This window comes from Bacteroidetes bacterium GWF2_43_63, from assembly GCA_001769275.1.
Classification (GTDB): Bacteria; Bacteroidota; Bacteroidia; order Bacteroidales; family DTU049; genus GWF2-43-63.
Genome location: MEOQ01000041.1, coordinates 1 through 17,698, shown reverse-complemented (window position 1 = coordinate 17,698; position 17,698 = coordinate 1). Strand labels below are relative to the sequence as shown.

Annotated in this window: 20 protein-coding genes; 9 read left to right on the top strand and 11 right to left on the bottom strand. The window is 41.7% G+C overall.

The annotated features are described in order from the left end of the window. Window positions 1–188 precede the first annotated feature (188 nt). The 4 genes from A2W93_15345 to A2W93_15330 all read left to right on the top strand — a co-directional run bounded on the left by A2W93_15345 (window position 189) and on the right by A2W93_15330 (window position 3,674). Window positions 189–1,238 (top strand): hypothetical protein, encoded by a 1,050-nt coding sequence (locus A2W93_15345; GenBank protein ID OFY53396.1) that lies wholly within the window; start codon window positions 189–191, stop codon window positions 1,236–1,238. Continuing rightward, on the top strand, window positions 1,239–2,060 hold the full coding sequence (locus A2W93_15340; protein ID OFY53395.1) for a hypothetical protein: 822 nt from the start codon (window positions 1,239–1,241) through the stop codon (window positions 2,058–2,060). Between the two features lie 209 nt (window positions 2,061–2,269). Continuing rightward, window positions 2,270–3,265 (top strand): hypothetical protein, encoded by a 996-nt coding sequence (locus tag A2W93_15335; GenBank protein OFY53394.1) that lies wholly within the window; start codon window positions 2,270–2,272, stop codon window positions 3,263–3,265. Next, window positions 3,249–3,674, top strand: coding sequence for a hypothetical protein (locus tag A2W93_15330; protein ID OFY53393.1), 426 nt, complete (start codon window positions 3,249–3,251; stop codon window positions 3,672–3,674). The genes A2W93_15335 and A2W93_15330 overlap by 17 nt, the downstream gene beginning before the upstream one ends. 868 nt (window positions 3,675–4,542) lie before the next feature. On the opposite strand, the gene A2W93_15325 is transcribed toward A2W93_15330, so the two are convergent. After that, complete coding sequence (locus A2W93_15325) at window positions 4,543–5,094, bottom strand: hypothetical protein (GenBank protein ID OFY53392.1); 552 nt, start codon at window positions 5,092–5,094, stop codon at window positions 4,543–4,545. Between the two features lie 5 nt (window positions 5,095–5,099). Further along, on the bottom strand, window positions 5,100–5,819 hold the full coding sequence (locus tag A2W93_15320) for a hypothetical protein (GenBank protein OFY53391.1): 720 nt from the start codon (window positions 5,817–5,819) through the stop codon (window positions 5,100–5,102). Between the two features lie 148 nt (window positions 5,820–5,967). On the opposite strand from A2W93_15320, the gene A2W93_15315 reads away from it, so the two are divergent. From A2W93_15315 to A2W93_15300, 4 genes are all read left to right on the top strand, one after another. Further along, on the top strand, window positions 5,968–6,402 hold the full coding sequence (locus A2W93_15315; GenBank protein OFY53390.1) for a hypothetical protein: 435 nt from the start codon (window positions 5,968–5,970) through the stop codon (window positions 6,400–6,402). A gap of 13 nt (window positions 6,403–6,415) precedes the next feature. Further along, the gene (locus tag A2W93_15310; GenBank protein ID OFY53389.1) at window positions 6,416–6,796 is read left to right on the top strand and encodes a hypothetical protein; all 381 of its coding nucleotides are present in this window, start codon (window positions 6,416–6,418) and stop codon (window positions 6,794–6,796) included. Window positions 6,797–6,884: 88 nt separating this feature from the next. Beyond that, window positions 6,885–8,081, top strand: coding sequence for an aspartate aminotransferase (locus A2W93_15305; GenBank protein ID OFY53388.1), 1,197 nt, complete (start codon window positions 6,885–6,887; stop codon window positions 8,079–8,081). A 53-nt stretch (window positions 8,082–8,134) separates the two neighbouring features. After that, window positions 8,135–8,605: a hypothetical protein gene (locus A2W93_15300; GenBank protein OFY53387.1), complete on the top strand. Its 471-nt coding sequence runs from the start codon at window positions 8,135–8,137 to the stop codon at window positions 8,603–8,605. Window positions 8,606–8,755: 150 nt separating this feature from the next. Here the strand turns inward: A2W93_15300 and A2W93_15295 are convergent, their stop codons facing one another. From A2W93_15295 to A2W93_15255, 9 genes are all read right to left on the bottom strand, one after another. Beyond that, window positions 8,756–8,956: an Arc family DNA binding domain-containing protein gene (locus A2W93_15295; protein OFY53386.1), complete on the bottom strand. Its 201-nt coding sequence runs from the start codon at window positions 8,954–8,956 to the stop codon at window positions 8,756–8,758. Between the two features lie 2 nt (window positions 8,957–8,958). Next, window positions 8,959–9,489 (bottom strand): hypothetical protein, encoded by a 531-nt coding sequence (locus tag A2W93_15290; protein ID OFY53385.1) that lies wholly within the window; start codon window positions 9,487–9,489, stop codon window positions 8,959–8,961. Between the two features lie 5 nt (window positions 9,490–9,494). Next, a complete protein-coding gene (locus tag A2W93_15285; GenBank protein OFY53384.1) occupies window positions 9,495–10,352 on the bottom strand; it encodes a hypothetical protein in 858 nt (285 codons plus the stop codon). Between the two features lie 116 nt (window positions 10,353–10,468). Continuing rightward, on the bottom strand, window positions 10,469–10,915 hold the full coding sequence (locus tag A2W93_15280) for a hypothetical protein (GenBank protein OFY53383.1): 447 nt from the start codon (window positions 10,913–10,915) through the stop codon (window positions 10,469–10,471). 170 nt (window positions 10,916–11,085) lie between these two features. Then, the gene (locus A2W93_15275) at window positions 11,086–12,225 is read right to left on the bottom strand and encodes a cytochrome C oxidase assembly protein (protein ID OFY53382.1); all 1,140 of its coding nucleotides are present in this window, start codon (window positions 12,223–12,225) and stop codon (window positions 11,086–11,088) included. Window position 12,226: 1 nt separating this feature from the next. Then, the gene (locus A2W93_15270) at window positions 12,227–13,795 is read right to left on the bottom strand and encodes a cytochrome C oxidase subunit II (GenBank protein OFY53381.1); all 1,569 of its coding nucleotides are present in this window, start codon (window positions 13,793–13,795) and stop codon (window positions 12,227–12,229) included. Window positions 13,796–13,798: 3 nt separating this feature from the next. Next, window positions 13,799–14,023: a DUF4492 domain-containing protein gene (locus A2W93_15265; protein OFY53380.1), complete on the bottom strand. Its 225-nt coding sequence runs from the start codon at window positions 14,021–14,023 to the stop codon at window positions 13,799–13,801. A 423-nt stretch (window positions 14,024–14,446) separates the two neighbouring features. Beyond that, entirely contained in the window at window positions 14,447–15,025 is a 579-nt protein-coding gene (locus A2W93_15260) for a LemA family protein (GenBank protein OFY53448.1), read from the bottom strand. 123 nt (window positions 15,026–15,148) lie between these two features. Then, window positions 15,149–17,050 carry a molecular chaperone HtpG gene (locus tag A2W93_15255; GenBank protein ID OFY53379.1) on the bottom strand — a complete coding sequence of 634 codons (1,902 nt, stop codon included), beginning with the start codon at window positions 17,048–17,050 and terminating at the stop codon, window positions 15,149–15,151. Window positions 17,051–17,209: 159 nt separating this feature from the next. On the opposite strand from A2W93_15255, the gene A2W93_15250 reads away from it, so the two are divergent. Further along, the gene (locus tag A2W93_15250) at window positions 17,210–17,521 is read left to right on the top strand and encodes a hypothetical protein (GenBank protein ID OFY53378.1); all 312 of its coding nucleotides are present in this window, start codon (window positions 17,210–17,212) and stop codon (window positions 17,519–17,521) included. The last annotated feature ends 177 nt before the right edge of the window (window positions 17,522–17,698 follow it).

Genomic DNA, 17,698 nt, shown 5'->3' with positions numbered 1-17,698 from the left:
GGTCAAGAACAAGGTCGAGAACACGGTCAAGGTTGAGATTGAGGTCAAGGTCGAGAACAAGGTCGAGGTCAAGTGGCGATGTCGTCAAGAAAGCTGCGGAGAAACCTGCTGGTGTTGGACCGATTCGGAATAAAATCCAAACAACTTAATTTATTTTTATACTTTAGTCACCTGATTTAGGCAAAAAAATGTACGAATTTTCCAACCATCTGGGCAATGTGCTCACCACGGTGTCAGATATAAAACTGACTGCCGATGGCGATGCCGATGGTGTGGTTGATTCGTATGCTGCTGTGATCACCAGCGCCCAGGATTATTATCCTTTCGGTTCACTTGAAACAGACAGAACCTATTCTTCGGACAACTACCGTTTCGGATTCAATGGTAAAGAGAATGACAATGAGGTGAAAGGGACTGGAAATAGTGTTGATTTTGGTGCGAGGATTTATGATTCGAGATTGGGAAGGTGGATGAGTGTGGACCCATTGTTTAAAGATTATCCTGATTTATCTCCATATTGCTTCGCGGCAAATTCTCCAATAATGTTGATGGATAGAGATGGGAAAAAAATATATATGTCTTTTAGTAGTCAAGAGTCTATTGATGCTTTTTTGAGTGTTATGAAAATGGGCTTGGAAGGTCAATTTGATGTTGGGTTAAAAGCTGTTGGGAATGGGCAATATGAGGTGGTAATTGGAACCAACAAAAATTTTCCAGGTAATGTAGATGATATGACACCTAATGGTAAGGCTTTTTATAATGTTATGAGTAAAATTGTAACGGATAAATCAGTTGTTAATATTAAAGCTGTATATGGTTCGTCTGATGTTAATGTTGGAAAAGCCGCGACTGGCGAAATAGATATGAAGGACATAAAACAGTTTAATCTAACGGGAAAGTTTAATAAGGTAATGGTTGGAAGTAAATCTTATTCAGGATACCTTAAATCCAGGGGATTTACTCAAATTGGAAAACTTTCACATGAATTATATGAGCAATATATGATTCAAGTCTTCCGTAAAGATTATGATCCTGCTCATTCAGATGCAATTAAGAATGCCGAAAACCCTGTTAATAATAATACTCGTGAGGATGAATATGAAGATTATTCTAATGGCACAGTGACGCAGGGCGCAACAGAAAGCGATAATAGTGTGACAAAAATGAATTATGATGCAGACGAACCATTTGAAGTAAAACAACCACTTTCAATTCCAGTGATTACAAAAGAAGAATAAATGATTATGAAAAAGAAAATTCTTTTTATAATTATAACAACAATAATGACAATACATTGCGGTTGTAATAAAGGAGTTGATCCAGCATTTAAGTGCAAATTTGACTCTTGTGTTAATGGTCTTAAAAATGGCTGTAAAACTAAAAGATGTGTTAGCATCATAGCATATCTAACATATCTCACTGACACAGTACCGAATATTGGGGAGGGATGGGTTGTCGGAGAAGATCTTTGGGTGAGTCAAGATGAAATGTTTCAGGATATTGATAGATGGAATTGTTGGTATGAAATTAATAAAGAATGCACATCTTTATCAAAGGCAGATTCAACTGTTTTCACAAAAATTGATTCTATTAATGACCTTATTCCAATCAGATCTATTTATAAACAGTCGTACATTAAGGATTCATTAGGTTTAGAAATTACAAAAAGTGATTTGAACAACCAGTCATTAACATTGCTTTATGAGTATGGGATGCTTAAATCTACCGAATTATTTGAAGTTGATTCAATGCTAAAGTCATATATTGAGAAACTAAGAATCAATTCGTTTTCTTTCATTATACCTGGAGGTATGTTGTATTCAACTCTTATTCGTATTGATCGCAATAAGTTTTTTTATTTTAATTTTTTAAATTCAGTAATAATAATCAAGAATGATAATGGACTTTATGTTGTATATGAATATTTGCAATCATCAATGCTAACAAAATTCAGATATTGTAATTTTAATGACTATTCAGTTAGCAATAATACTTTTAGGCATATTGAGGAGAATTGGTACGGATGGAGTTTTATTGATGTTAGAATATTTGATGAGTAAAGATTGGTCAATATATGTTGCTAATTTGCGATTGCGCACATTTTTATTATGTATAATACAAGCGTGTGCTCCAGGTCAATTTCAATAAAAAGCATCATTCATGGGACGCCACATCCCGCACCCACACAACTCAAACCCCCTGGCGTCCCAAATTTAACATTATGCACACTCAGAAATAATTTTCTATCTTTACTCAGCGTTAATTTTCCATGCCCGAAACATCTTTCCATACAACATATTCAGACGATCGTTATTTATTGGCGCGCGCTGAGAATGGCTCCCAGAGCGGGCTGCAGAGGCGCGGGTGTCACCGTTTCGGATTCAATGGCAAAGAGAATGACAACGAGGTGAAAGGGACTGGAAATCAGCAGGATTATGGTGCAAGAATTTATGATAATAGAATTGGACGATTTTTGTCGGCTGACCCATTAATAGTTCAGCAACAAAAATACCCAGAATTGTCACCATATCAGTTTGCTTCCAATACGCCTATTCAGGCAATTGACTTTGATGGGTTGGAGGCTTTTATTATTCATGGGTCTAATCAGAACTCAAGCCGATACGTTTTTTCATCATCTGTTAAAAATCAACTAATGAGAATAGGTGGAAATTCAAGCTGTGATGATTCATTTACTTGGGATGCACCGTTATTAAATAAAGAAACCGATAGATTTATTAGTGCACTTGTTCTTACTGTTCATGTCATGAAAACGAGAGCGACAATGTTGGCTTCAGGGCAAATTTCAGAAAATGAACCAGTAACTCTTATTGGTTATAGTCACGGAGGAAATGTGGCAATTCAAGCTGCTGGCTTTTTAAGTTCGATTGGTATAAATGTGAATTTAATTACTGTTGCAACACCTGCCTATAACGGAAAAAATGACAGTGAAAACCCTGCAAATCATCCAGGTATTAAGAATCATTATAGCTTTGTTCATATTGATGACCCAGTTCAGACTTTTGCAGGAGGAGAAATATATTATTTCAACAACAAAACCGAAAATTTCGTCTTAGAAGATAAAGAAATGAATTCAACAGGCAGTTTAGTGCAATGGAAGCCTCATACTGATTTACCATGGAGTGAGGATTTTGCAAAATTTCTCAAGAATGTCCCTCAAATGAAAAGTGACCCATCGAATACAAAAGTTTTTGACGAGAAAGCGAAAGAATATAACTCATCACAACCAAATGGCACAGGAAACTAAAAAATCACCATTGTTGATTATATTAGTAATTGCTGCAGTAACAATAGTTGCAGTAATTGTTTTCTTATCAAGCTTAAGTTCTCATTTAAAAAATGCACCTATTATTCACATGCAAGAGTATTACACACGTGTATATTTAAATCAAGAATTTAGAGGAGTGTTGATAAAAAAAGACTATTCTGGTATTGATAGCAGTGGCGCGATGATTTCCATTCAATCAGCTGATTCGATTTATTTTTATGATATTGATGTTAAACCAAATATGTCCTTCTTCAAAAATGTCTGTATTAATGACACAATAATAAAAAACAAAGGAACAGATTCCGTTACTGTTATATCAATCAACTCAGGTTTTTCAAAAAAATATTTATTTGCTCCATTTTCTGGTGGATGTGAATCCACACAGTAATATTCACAATAAATATTTACATCCTTTTATATGTAAACGCCCCGCCCTCCAGCGGGGCTTTTTACTCTCAGAAAAGCATTGAAATTATTAAATTTTCGGGGGTTGGGAATTTGGAGGAGAGTAGTGTAAAAAATTTGATGTGTGCTGAACATGAGTTTTCTATTTTGGGACACCAAATGGGACGCCACGATCCGCTCCCACAAAGGCCAAACCCCCTGGCGTCCCAAATTTAACATTTAGTGCACGTAGAAATAATTTTTTATCTTTACTCAACGTTAATTTTTAATGGCTGAAATATCTTTCCATACAACATATTCAGACAAGCAATATTTGTTGGCACGCGCGGAGAATGCCTCCCAGAGCGGTCTGCAGAGGCGCGGGTGTCACCGTTTCGGATTCAATGGTCAGGAGAATCAGAGTGAGTGCGTAGTTGTCACTTGATCAAACGTTACCTTTTAACTTGATAACTTTATAATTTCCATTTCGTATTCCCAACGCCAGAATGTCACCTCCGGCGACGATTCCGGGATGGGAAAACGTGTGGCGTAGTGGCGGTTTAGCATTTTATTCAAAATAGGTTTTCGAAAAAACCGCCTAACAAAGTAAACGAAAATGTCCGTTTATTTTTCCGAAAACCATATCTGGCGACTAGCTTTTCTGGAGTTTATGCCGCTGAAAGCGGTAATACTTTTCTTGGAGTTTATCCTGAGCTTGTCGAAGGACAATGAAAAAGAAAAGTATTGACAATGCGACGCCAGAATGTCGCCTCCGACGTAGTCGGGACGTTAAACCGAATGCCTAACGCCTTATGCCTAACGCCTTATGCCTTACGCCTAACGCCTTACGCCTAGCGCCTAACGCCTAACGCCTAAAGCAGTGACTCCACTTTCAGAATCAGATTGTCGGGCAGATAAGTGCGCCAGGGTAACTCGTTAATTTCATCGTTGATCGTTATGTAGCGGCTGATGCGGCCTTTGCGCATATCTTCAACAACATGGGGTAAAAAACCGATGCAGGTAATATAGCCTTCATCGAGCTCTTCGAGCCATTCTTCGTAGTAGTCGGTGTCGGAATAATGAAAGTTGAGGACGTTTTCGCCAATGAGAATAAAGTTCGAAACTCCGCTTTCAATCAAAGTTTCAACAACGTTCCGCTTCAGAAACATAATGTCATTATACAGCAGATCATTCCATTCGCCAATAAATTCAATAATGGCGGTCCTGCTGCGATAATCTGCAAAAATGATTTTCAGATACAACGTGTTGGATCCGAAATCGTCCCATTGAGGATGGATATAATAATTGTAAACAGCGTGGGTAAAATAAATATCGCTGTATTCCCTTCCATAAAAGGGCGACATGCTATCTTCCTCGCTTATGTAGAGGTGGCGCCAGTTGTAAAATGGTTCAATATCATGCATGGCTCTCAGCCGCGGTCACTGATCATTTGCAGTCGATCGAAATCAAGAATCTCAATTTCTTTGCCTTCGATGCGAATAATTTCTTCTTTGCGGAATTCGCTCAGGATGCGGATTACATTTTCCGTAGTCATACCGATTAATTCAGCAATTTCTTTACGCGAAATAGGCATTTCAAAAATTCTGGACTTATAGATTTCTTTCGAGAAATCAAGCAATGTCAATGCTATGCGTCCGCGCAGGTTTCGACTGTTGTTCTGCACAAAACGGTCAATGATATCATCGGAGGTTTTGCTCGATTTTTTCAGCAAACCAATGGCAAGGTTCCCATAACGCATCGCCATATCTATAATCAGATTGAGCGGGAATATACAAATCTCGGTATATTCAATGGCAGTCATTGTGTAAGCGTAGTTTTTGCCGTGAAATACTGTTAGGAGACTTATGTAGTCGTGTGGTTTTGCAATCGAAATTATGTGGGTTCGCTGTGATTCGGTTGTTGCTGACAATTTGACAATACCACTTTTGATATAAAAGAAATCTACGATGGGTTCGCCTTGCTTTACAATGATTTCGCCTTTTTTAAAAGCTTTTTGCCTCTTTATGCGGCATAAAACATCATTATCTTCTTCGGGAACATAACTCGAAATCAGCCCACGCATAATGCAATTTTCGCATCGGCACTGGTCTGCATTGTGATCGGTCATTTGAATTTTTATATCCGGCATGTGGCAATATTTCCTACAAATGTAAAAATTCTATGAGATTTAAACTATTATCGTTTGCATAAATCAAATTGATCGAAATGAATTAGATGGCACATGATTTGTTATTGCGCACCGGATTTTTGTATTTTTGTCAAAATTTCATGATACTATGAAAACGATGTCTTTATTTCTTGCATTGTTCTTCCTCACTGGTATTGCGATCAATGCTCAGAGTGGTGCAACAGTCAAATTCGACAAGCTTGTTCACGATTTTGGCGAAATCACTGCCGGTGACCGTGCAGAAGTTGATTTCACGTTCACTAACACTGGCAATGAGCCCTTACTCCTGTCTAATGTACGCTCTACGTGCGGATGTACGGTGCCTACCTGGCCTCACGAACCCATTCTTCCCGGGAAAACCGGCGCCATAAAAGTCAAATATGACTCTGGCCGCATTGGTCCGATCAATAAGCAGGTCACCGTGGAGTCAAATGCGACCAACGGAACTGTCTATCTGAAAATAAGCGGCAACATTAAGAAAAAGCCGGAAGAAATCATGCCTTTCCAGAACTACGACAACAACGGAACTCCTTTTGTTAATTAATAAAACACTCAATATGAAAAGAATAATTTTCTCTCTGCTGATGATGGCTCTGCCATTTGCTTTTGTTGCAGCCCAGAATGTGGCCACCGGTCCCGTCATTTCCTTCGAAAAACTAACGCACGACTTTGGTTCAATCAGCAAAGGCACACCAATTTCCTATGATTTTGTGTTTACAAACACCGGCAAACAACCATTGCTGCTTTCAGAACCCCGTTCCAGTTGCGGATGCACAGTTCCGTCGTATCCGAAAGAGCCCATTATGCCAGGTCAGAAAAAAAGCATCAAAATAACCTTTGATGCCGAAAAAGAAGGCGACTTCAGTAAGCAGGTAAATATCCTTTCCAACGCCGAAAATTCACCGGTTGTCATTGTAATCAAAGGCAAGGTGATTTAATATCATTTGTTTGTCATTTGTCATTTTTTTTTTGAAACTTTGTCCCGTCAAATGCTGACGGGATTTTTTTTACTTAAAACACATAGTCATGCCCGGAATATCAAGAAAAGCTCAGAACATGCCTGCTTCGCCCATACGCAAGCTGGTTCCTTTTTCCGATGCCGCAAAAAAACGCGGAGTGAAAGTTTATCACCTCAATATTGGACAGCCCGACATTCCTACACCCGATGTGGCGATGAATGCCATTCGCAATTTCAGTCAGAAAGTAGTTGAATACAGCCATTCGGCAGGAATTCTTTCATACAGGCAGAAGCTTGTTGGCTACTACGAAAAAAACAATATTCACGTCACAGCCGACGATATTATAGTTACTGCAGGCGGGTCTGAAGCCATTTTGATTGCCCTCAGTACAATAATGGATCCTGACGATGAACTGATTGTACCCGAACCATTTTACGCTAATTACAATGGCTTTTCGGTCAATTGCGGTGTGAAAAATGTTCCGATTCCTTCAAAAATAGATACCGGCTTTGCTCTTCCTGCCATTGAGGAATTCGAAAAAGTAATTACTCCGAAAACCAAAGCCATTCTGGTCTGCAACCCAAATAACCCGACCGGATATTTATATTCGAAAGAAGAAATCGAGACACTCGGCCGGCTCGCAAAAAAGCATAATTTGTATCTTTTGGCCGATGAAGTTTATCGCGAATTTATTTATGGCGATGCTAAGCACTTTTCAGTCATGGAACTGGAAGGCCTCGACCAGAACAGCATTTTGGTTGACTCTGTTTCGAAACGCTACAGCGCCTGTGGATTCCGCATTGGTGCATTGATTTCGAAGAACAAAGAAGTGATGGCAGCAGCCATGAAATTTGCGCAGGCCCGTCTGAGTCCGCCGACTTTTGGCCAGGTGGCTTCGGAAGCGGCCATCGACACCCCCGAATCTTATTTCACTGAAGTTAAAGCGGAGTATGTTGCCCGTCGCAATATCGTTGTCGAAGCCATCAATAAAATGGAAGGCGCTTTCTGCCCAAATCCTAAAGGTGCATTCTACGTGGTTGCCCGCCTTCCGATTGATGATAGCGATAAATTCTGTCAGTGGCTGCTCGAAGATTTTAACCTCAACGGTGACACCGTTATGCTTGCGCCGGCAACAGGATTTTATTCCACACCTGGCATGGGAAAAGACGAAGTCCGCATTAGCTATGTACTGAATGTGACTGACATGAAACGCAGCATGGAAATTCTGGAAGCCGCTGTTAAAGCGTATCCCGGGAAAAAATAATCCGGCACCCCCTCCGGCAAACTGTCTCTATTTACTAACTAAATTTTTTTACTATGGGATTTTTCCAAAACATGAAGAACAAACTCGGAATCGGCGGAGTGAAAGTTGAACTTCGTATTCCGGCTCAGGCTGGCAAAGCCGATGGCACAGTTACCGGAACCATTGTGCTGACTACCAAAAGCGATCAGGAAGTCAAAGGCATCGAAGTGAAAATGATCGAAGAGTACACCACCGGCAGAGGTGAAGAAAAGGAAACAAAAGAACTCACACTCGGTCAGGTGAAATTGAGCGAAGTATTCACCATTAAAACTGGTGAAACAAAGGAAATCCCTTTTACACTGCCATTTTCAATCATCAAATCTTCCAATGACGAAATGAAAGAAAAAGGTGGTGCATTGGGCGCTTTGGGAAAAGTGGGCGCATTTGCCGATAACGAAAAATCGGCTTATTTCGTCGAAGCTGATGTTGATGTTACCAGCGCAGCGCTGGATCCAACAGAAAAGACACCAATCAAGCTTGTTTAATCAGGTATTGAAAGAAATAAAAAAGCTGCCCGAAAAGGCAGCTTTTTTTGTAAATACGAGATTTGTAATACGATTTCTTTTTTCTAAACCTACCACTGGGCGCGCGTCTCCGGACGCGTGACCCTTCTCTTGGCAGGATCAGGAATGGATTCAGCTCGCGATACCGTCTTGATTTCCATGATTATCAGAATTATTTTTATCTTTTTTCGGAACCCGTCCGGCTTTGGCCAGCGATTGATGCAGGATCCATTCAATCTGTCCATTGACTGAGCGGAATTCGTCGGCAGCCCACTTTTCCAGAGCTTTCATCACTTCTTCGTCGATGCGGAGCGCAAATGCTTTTTTGCCCATGGCTACGGTTTTTTATTGAATCCAATGGATTCCAGTGCTTTTGCTGCCTGTTCATGATTTTTTACGCCCAGCAATACTCTGCGTTTATTTTTCAGAATGATCTGAATGCCCCACCGGCCGCTGACATTATAGGCCTTGTCGTGAATCCCGCGCCAGCCCCAGCCGCCGTATTGTCTTATCGGGAGATATTTGCGCACATACGCAAATTCAATTTCTTCCGGCTTGTAGGTTACTGGCTTTTTGAATGGCGGCATTTCGAAATATATTCCACTTGAGGTGATACTCACTTTAAGTTCAAGCCGCAGCATTATAAACAACAGGAACGCAAATGTCAGACTGAGAAAAACCATGATTACAATAAAGAGTGCCACTGGCATTTCTTCGCCATTTTTCCCAAGCGGTGTTCCAACAGTCTGATAGTTGTATAGCGTTATTACAGCATATACCATATATGCGATCCACAATACGATGGGAATTGCTATAAACCAGGGTTTTCGTGTGTCCTGTGTTTCACTGAAAGTGTTCATGACCATTGATTTTAATATAATGTACCTGCGTTAACAATGGGCTGGGCCGCGCGTTCCGAAGTGAGGACAACCATCAGATTGCCAACCATGGCAGCTTTACGCTCGTCGTCAAGCTCAACGATATTTTTCTTGCTTAGCTGATTCAGAGCCAGTTCAACCATACTTACAGCACCTTCAACAATGCGTGTACGAGCCGCAATGATGGCGGTAGCCTGCTGGCGCTGCAACATGGCTCCTGCAATTTCCGGCGCATAAGACAGATTTGAGAGTCGCGACTCAAGTACTTCAACGCCTGCAATGGAGAGTCGTTCCGAAATTTCTCTTTCAAGTTCCGCATTGATTTCGTCGCCACCGGCACGCAGTGAAATTTCTTCCTGCGCATCGTCGAATGTGTCGTAGGGGTAAGTATGAGCGAGCTTGCGCACAGCTGCTTCGGTTTGTGTTTTTACGAATACTTCGTAGTTATCGACTTCGAAAGCGGCTTTGTAGGTGTCGCGTATGCGCCAAACCATGACAACACTGATGATAATTGGATTACCCATTTTGTCATTCACTTTCAACGATTCGCTTTCCATGTTGCGGGCACGCAGCGAAATCTTTTTCTTGACATAAAAAGGATTCACCCAGAAAAATCCGTTGTCGCGTGCAGTTCCCATGTATTTTCCAAAGAGAATAAGCACCATGCTTTCGTTTGGGTTTACTACAAACAAACCGATAAAACCAAAGATTGAAAGAAATGAAAGCACGATGGTGCCGGTAATGAGGAGCAAACTGTTGTCATTTGCAAAAATCAGAAAGGGTGAGCAAAGCATCAGAAAACTAATGGCTAATGACAGATACCCTTGCGATGGTTTGATGTTCTTTTCCATATGATATTAAATTGATATCACAAAGATATAAATATGAATTATTGATTTGCAAACAATTAACACTGTAATAACAATATTCTATTCAGCTACACGCTGCAGTAAAGCATAATCATTTATCAATAAGACGATTGAGTTTTCAACCGCTTTAGTTGCCAAATGTATTCAGCTTCAATATCGCTGCCGGCCAGTGTTACTGCTTTAATTGCATATATTGCCGCATGGATGGCGTGTCCAGCCACATGTGCCGTGGCTGCTGCATGTCCGCAGGAACGTGCAACAGCGGCTGCAGCGGTTGAACCTGATTCACGGGCAGCTGCATGAGCGGCAAAGGCCGATTTCCGGGCTTCACCAACGCTCATTTGCCCGGATGCCCAGACGCGGACGGCTGCTATAGCTAAAGATGGGCGAGTGTCGTCGGGATTCAAATCAGCAAACAGGGGTAAAACACGCTCTGCACAATCTGCAGCCCAGAGAGCTAGTGTTTGATGATCGCTCTGTGCAGCCAGTAATACAACCTCCACCGACAATTTGTTGGAGCCTTTATTTGAGCTGGATTGCTTCATTTGTATTTCAAACTAAATTAGAAGCTTTGCACAAAGTTTTTTTTACTCAGTTTTCTCCAGCTTATCGCCGTATTTTTTCAACAGCAGGCGTATTGTCTGGTAAGAAACAAAAATCAGCAGGGGCCAGGTAAGAAGCCATAATATAGAAGAGAGGTACATGACTTTTTGTTTTAATATTTATGTGAGTCGTCGTTCATTTCATCAATGTCGATTTTCTTTTTGTTGAGCGCCCGCCACGCAAAGAAAATATAAGCTGCAACAAATGGTACGAGCAGCGACACATAGCTCATAACGGTCAACGTAAACTGGCTTGAAGAAGCCTTTTCGATTGTAAGTCCACTCTGCATGGAAATAAGCGAAGGATAGAAAACGGTGTTGTTGTAACCCAGATTACAGAAAAGCGAAAGTACCGTAAGGAAAGTACCTATTCCAACCGGATAGAGGGCTTTTCCGCCACATGTTTTGTAGCAGGTATTTCCGCGGAAAAGGCCCAGCAAAACCAACAATACACCAACCAAAAATAATATCCCGGTGAGCGGATGCTCAATATTATTGTAGAAATATTTATTCGGTTCCGTGAAAATCTTTCCGGTTACAGAATCGTAGGCATAGCCGTCGATGAGCCAGGACGCGATAATGAAAGTCAGAAAGAAAACAAGAAATAAAACTGAATTAATGAGCAAATGTTTTTTATTTCGTTCACGGATTAAATTGTCATTGATGGTGCTGTTGAAATATAGAATGGCAATTACCCGCGACAGAAAGAAAACGGCAAGACCAAGCGCGACATTGATCGGATTAGCAAAAGCTTCGAGTCCATGCCAGTTGTTGCTCCACGAAGTGAAATTCATTTCATTGTGAATAAAATTTCCACCGGTGAACATAGTCGCAACGGCCACTCCAAGTGATACAGTTCCTATAAATCCATTCAGAAAAAGAAACCATTCAAAGGTTTTTTTACCAAAAACATTCCCCTGCTTTGAGCGGAATTCATAGCTGACAGCTTGCAAAATAAATGTAAATAGAATTAGCATCCAGAGCCAGTATGCGCCACCGAAGCTGGTGGAATAAAACAGCGGAAACGACGCGAAAAAAGCACCGCCAAAAGTAACCAATGTAGTAAAAGTAAATTCCCATTTGCGGCCGAGCGAATTCACCAGCATCGATGTCTGTGGTTCTTCTTTACCGATGGTGTAAAGCAGACTTTGTCCGCCCTGAACAAAAAGCAGGAAAACCAGTACCGATCCGAGTATCGAAACCAGAAACCACCAGTATTCCTGTAAAGCGAGGTAAGAGAGTGTTTCAAACATATTATTTTCCTCCTTCTGTTGGTCCGTTTTTGATTGCGCGGGTCATGATCGAAATTTCGGCAATCAGCAACGAAGTGAATATAATAGCGAATAAAATAAACGTGAGTTGTACGGCTGAAGCGCTTATCTGCGAGACAGCTGTATTAACCGGCATCAGATCCTGAATCACCCAGGGCTGGCGACCTACTTCGGCCACAATCCAGCCGGCCTGCGAAGCCAGAAAGCCAAGTGGAAATGTCCATATAGCAAGGTGCAGCCAGAGTTTTCGTTTTTCAATTTTATTTTTCATCAGGAAAAGCAACAAGACTGCAAAGAATAAAATAAAGAAAAATCCGAGTGTCACCATGATGTGAAAACTATAGAAAACAAGCGGCACATTGGGCACAATGTCTTCTGGTTTTCCGATGTGACCATAACCGAAATAGCGGAAATAATTATCGTAGAATTCCTGACCAGCCGGTTTGCTGCGGTCGAACAGCAATGCGAGTTCTGCTGTTTTAATGCTGTCTCCATTTTGTTTTGCCTGCTTGAATTCGCGCAAAGTTTCAACAGCTACGGTTCCGCGCTCCATTTTCTCCTGCGCTGAAATCAGCCCCTGCTCTTCGTTTCCGAAAACAAGATCCTCAACTCCTGGAACGAATGCTTTGGCATCGCGATAGCCAAGGAGCGACAACAATTTTGGAATTTCAAGTTTAAACACATAATCGTCTTTGTCGTCACCGGGTTGTTTTCCGGGAGTGAGGACGCCAACCATAATCAAACCGGCTTCTGTCTGTCCTTTGTATAAACCCTCCATGGCAGCCAGTTTCATCGGTTGCTTCTGAGCCACCTGATAGGCCGATCCGTCACCGGTGAGCGCAAGGAATATGGAAGAGAGAAGTCCGAATGCGACGGCGATAAGCATGCTCTTTTTCGCGAAAACCACTTCGCGTTTTTTGATTATGAACCACGCACTGACAGCAGTCATGAAAAGTGCTGACACCACAAAGCCGTTCGAAATGGTATGCAGAAATTTGTTGATGGCAACCGGGCTGAACAATATGGCCCAGAAATCAACCATTTCATTTCGGGCGGTATCCGGATTAAACACGGTGCCAATTGGAAACTGCATCCAGCCGTTGGCAACCAGAATCCACAAGGCAGACAGATTGGCGCCGATGGCCACCAGCCATGTTGAGAGCAGGTGGAATTTTTTACTCACTTTATTCCAGCCGAAAAACATGATTGCGATAAAAGTGCTTTCCATGAAGAAAGCCATGATGCCTTCCACGGCCAGTGGTGCCCCGAAAATATCGCCCACAAACCAGCTGTAGTTGCTCCAGTTGGTGCCGAATTCAAATTCGAGAATAATGCCGGTTGCAACGCCAATGGCGAAGTTGATGCCGAAGAGTTTGGCCCAGAACTTTGTAATGCGCTTCCATTCTTCGTTTCCAGTGCGCACATACAGGGTTTCCATGAAGGCAATCATGAAAGTCATACCCAGTGTGAGCGGAACGAAAATCCAGTGGTACATGGCGGTCAGCGCGAATTGCGCCCGCGACCATTCGACCAGGGAAGAAATTTGATCCATGTGTTATTTTGTTTTTGTTAGTTGATCGAGTACGTGTTCGCTGCGCTGTTCATCGGTGTCGAAATTTTTCTTCAGCTGATTTGGGAAAAAGACAAACTTCATGATTATAAACACAACAATTCCTTTAAAAATGACTACAGCCCATGCCTGACGACCCCAGGAAGGCATGTTGCGAAAGCCATCCGCGTAAAATTTCCAGACTTTTTGAAATGGTCGGAATATTTTCACAAAAGTAAATTTCGGTAAAGATAAAAAATCGTTTGATTACTAAAAATAGCCTTGTGACTATTATCATTTTTTAATATTGCCTTCCAACAACCTGAGTGCGTCGCGAAGCGACCTCTCTGCGTTGTTGGAAGCCCCTATACAGGCCGATGCACTCAGGTCGATTGCATCGACGCAGAGAGATCGGCGATGCTAATTGGAGCGACCTCTCTGCGTTGTTGGAAGCCCCTATCCAGGCCGATGCACTCAGGTCGATTGCATCGACGCAGAGAGATCGGCGATGCCTGTTGAAGGGACTTCTCTGCGTTGTTGGAAGCCCCTTTCCAGACCGATGCACTCAGGTCGATTGCATCGACGCAGAGAGATCGGCATGCGGCGCAAAAAAAATCCCGGCTTTTTGGGCCGGGATTCAGTAGCAAAATTATTTTATTCAAAGCTCACAGTAGGCGCATTTTCGGCACCCTCTGATGATTTGAAATAACCTTTCTTTTCGAATCCAAACATACGCGCAAACAAGTTTCGCGGAAATGTGCGGATGTATCTGTTGTAGTCCATCGCCACTTCATTGTATACGTTTCTTTGGGTCAGAATTTCGTTTTCAATTCCTTTCAGGTCGTTCATCAGGTTTTTGAAGCCTTCCACTGCCTGAAGCTGAGGATATTGTTCCATGACGACCATTAACCGGCTCAGAGCTCCGCTGAATTCATCCTGGGCCTGCTGGAATTTGGCAAAGGTTTCTTCATCGAGGTTTTCAGCATTGATGTTTATGGACGAAGCTTTACTTCTGGCTTCAATGACAGCGGTCAGAGTGGATTTTTCAAAATCAGCCATTCCCTTAACCGTGTTTACAAGATTCTGTACAAGATCCATTCGTTTCTGGTAAACATTCTCGACCATGGCCCATTGCTTTGTGACAAGCTCATCTTTGGTAACCATGCGGTTGTATGCGCGCCACATCCAGATTCCGATGGGAAGCAGAATGATAAGCAATAGAATGATTATCATGGTTGATCCTAAGCATCCCGTTTTGGGTTTGGGATTACTGCGGTTGGCCTGTGAGCCGCCGGGTAAGGTCTGGGTTGTGTTTTCCATGTGTTTTTTGAGTTGTTTGAATGTAAAATTAAAAATTTATTTGATAATGTCAATACTCCGGTTGATAAACCTTGAAAGTTTTTCTCCTTTCAGCAGTCCTTGTGAGAGCAGAGCGAGGTCGATGAGCTGACTTACGGTATTTTTGTTTTTCTCCTCATCAGAGGAATCTACCAAGCCTGTCACAACCGGATGATTTGAATTGACAAGCAACGTGTAGCTGCGGCCCATGCCCGACATATAATCCATTCCGCCCAACTGCGACATATCGCTCATGCGACGCATGAATTCAGGCTGCATCATGCTTACCGGCGCTGAATCTTCGGTTGCAGCTTCCACTTTTACAAAAACCTGCACATCGGAAGGAACGCTGCTTTTGAATAAGTCTTCTACTTTTTTTGATTCTTCTTCGTTCAGTTTACTTATAATGTTCTCGACATTTTTTTCAACAAGCTTGTCGGCGAGTTCTGCATCAACCCTTTTGAAAGCGATTTTTTCGTTTTTACGCTCCAGAAAATCGATGTAATGTATATCAATCACGGAGTCCATTTCAATGACCGAATAACCTTTGGCCTGTGCTGCTGAAATGTAGGTATGCTGCTCTTCTTTGTCAGTAGTGTAAAGAATCACAAGTTTTTCGTCCTTGTCGGTTTGAGCATCTTTGATCTTTTCTTTGTATTCTTCGAGCGTAAAGAATTTTCCGTCGGTATCTTTCAGCAAGGCAAATTTCTCAGCTCTTTCGGCAAACGTATCGGTAGTAATCATGCCATAGCGGATGAATACGCGGATATCGTCCCATTTCTTTTCAAAATCTTCGCGGCTGTTTTTATAAAGTTCTTCGAGTTTGTCAGCAACTTTTTTAGAAATATGACTGCTGATTTTTTTTACGTTTGGATCGCCCTGCAAATAGCTCCGGCTCACATTTAGAGGAATATCGGGTGAATCAATCACACCGTGCAGCAATGTGAGAAAGTCCGGAACAATATTCTCAACATTGTCGGTCACAAAAACCTGATTGCTGTACAACTGAATTTTGTTGCGCTGAACCTCCAGATTTTTCTTGAGTTTCGGGAAGTAAAGTATGCCGGTCAGGTTGAATGGATAATCGACGTTGATGTGAATATTGAAGAGCGGTTCGTCAAAAGAAAACGGATACAATTCTTTGTAAAAGCTTTTGTAATCTTCATCTTTCAAATCTACCGGAGCCTTTTTCCAGAGCGGGTCAGTATTATTGATGATGCGGGGTTTTTCAACGTCCTTGTATTGCTGGTTTCCGTCTTTGTCTTTTTCGCCTTCAATGGGTTCCGACGTTTTTTCCACGCCAAACTGAATCGGGTAGGGCAGAAAGCGACAGAATTTTTTCAACATGTCGAGTATGCGATATTCCTCATTGAATTCGAGCGATTCTTCGGAAAAATGAAGTGTAATTTCGGTGCCACGATCTTTTCTTTTTGAATCGGTCATGGTGTATTCTGGTGATCCGTCGCAGGTCCATTTGACAGCTTTGGCTCCTTCCTGATAACTCAGCGTATTGATCTCAACTTTTTCGGACACCATAAATGATGAATAGAAGCCAAGTCCGAAATGGCCTATGATGCCGCTGATTTCTTTGTCGTCTTTACCAACGTATTTTTTTACAAAATCTTCGGCTCCGCTGAAAGCAATTTCATTGATATACTTCTGAACTTCTTCTTCGGTCATGCCAATACCGCGATCGGTAATTTTCAGTGTTTTCTTTTTTGTATCCAGATCAATCTGAATGGTCAGATCGCCGAGATCGACATCGGTTTTGCCTAAAGAGACCAGTTTTTTCAGCTTGGTTGTGGCATCAACGGCATTTGAAACCAGTTCGCGTAGAAAAATTTCGTGTTCCGAATAAAGGAATTTCTTGATAATGGGAAAGATATTCCCGGTTTGTACATTGATTGAACCTTTCTGCATGGTATATTTATTTTAGCGGCTGCCGCACTGTCAAAGCGTGTGCCATTGCACAAAGCGTGTCATTTTGGCAGTAATCGCGATCGGGAATGCGATTTATGTCGCAAATCGACAGTTTATGGGCATAATTGTTGTTTATTTTGCCGCTCAAAACACACAATCATGAAAGCAATTTTGTTTTTCGCAATGATCTTTTCCGCCTTCGTATGGTCCGAAGCGCAGGTTGTTTATGTGACCGAATGGAAAAGCGAAGCCGATAAGATAGTTTATGTAACCGAGTGGAAATCCGAGGCGGATATGATTGTGTATGTGACTGAATGGAAAAGCGATGCCACGTCGGATTCGGGTCTCTGGTATTTTTCAGAATGGAAAAGCGAAGCTCATTGGAAAGTGTATTTCACCGAATGGAAAAGCGAAGCCAATCTGATCATTTATTACTCCGAGTGGAAGAGTGAGGCTGGATATACGGATTGAGATTTTGAAAATTGAACTATAAATCAGGCCACTGGCACGGATTACAAATCCGCGCCAGTGGCCTTTTAAACATTTGCATCGCGCGGATTTGCAATCATGAGTGTTCGAAACACTGAAAACGATTAAATCATTTTTTGGATTTTTAATTTCAGACAGTTATCAACAAAATATGTTAAT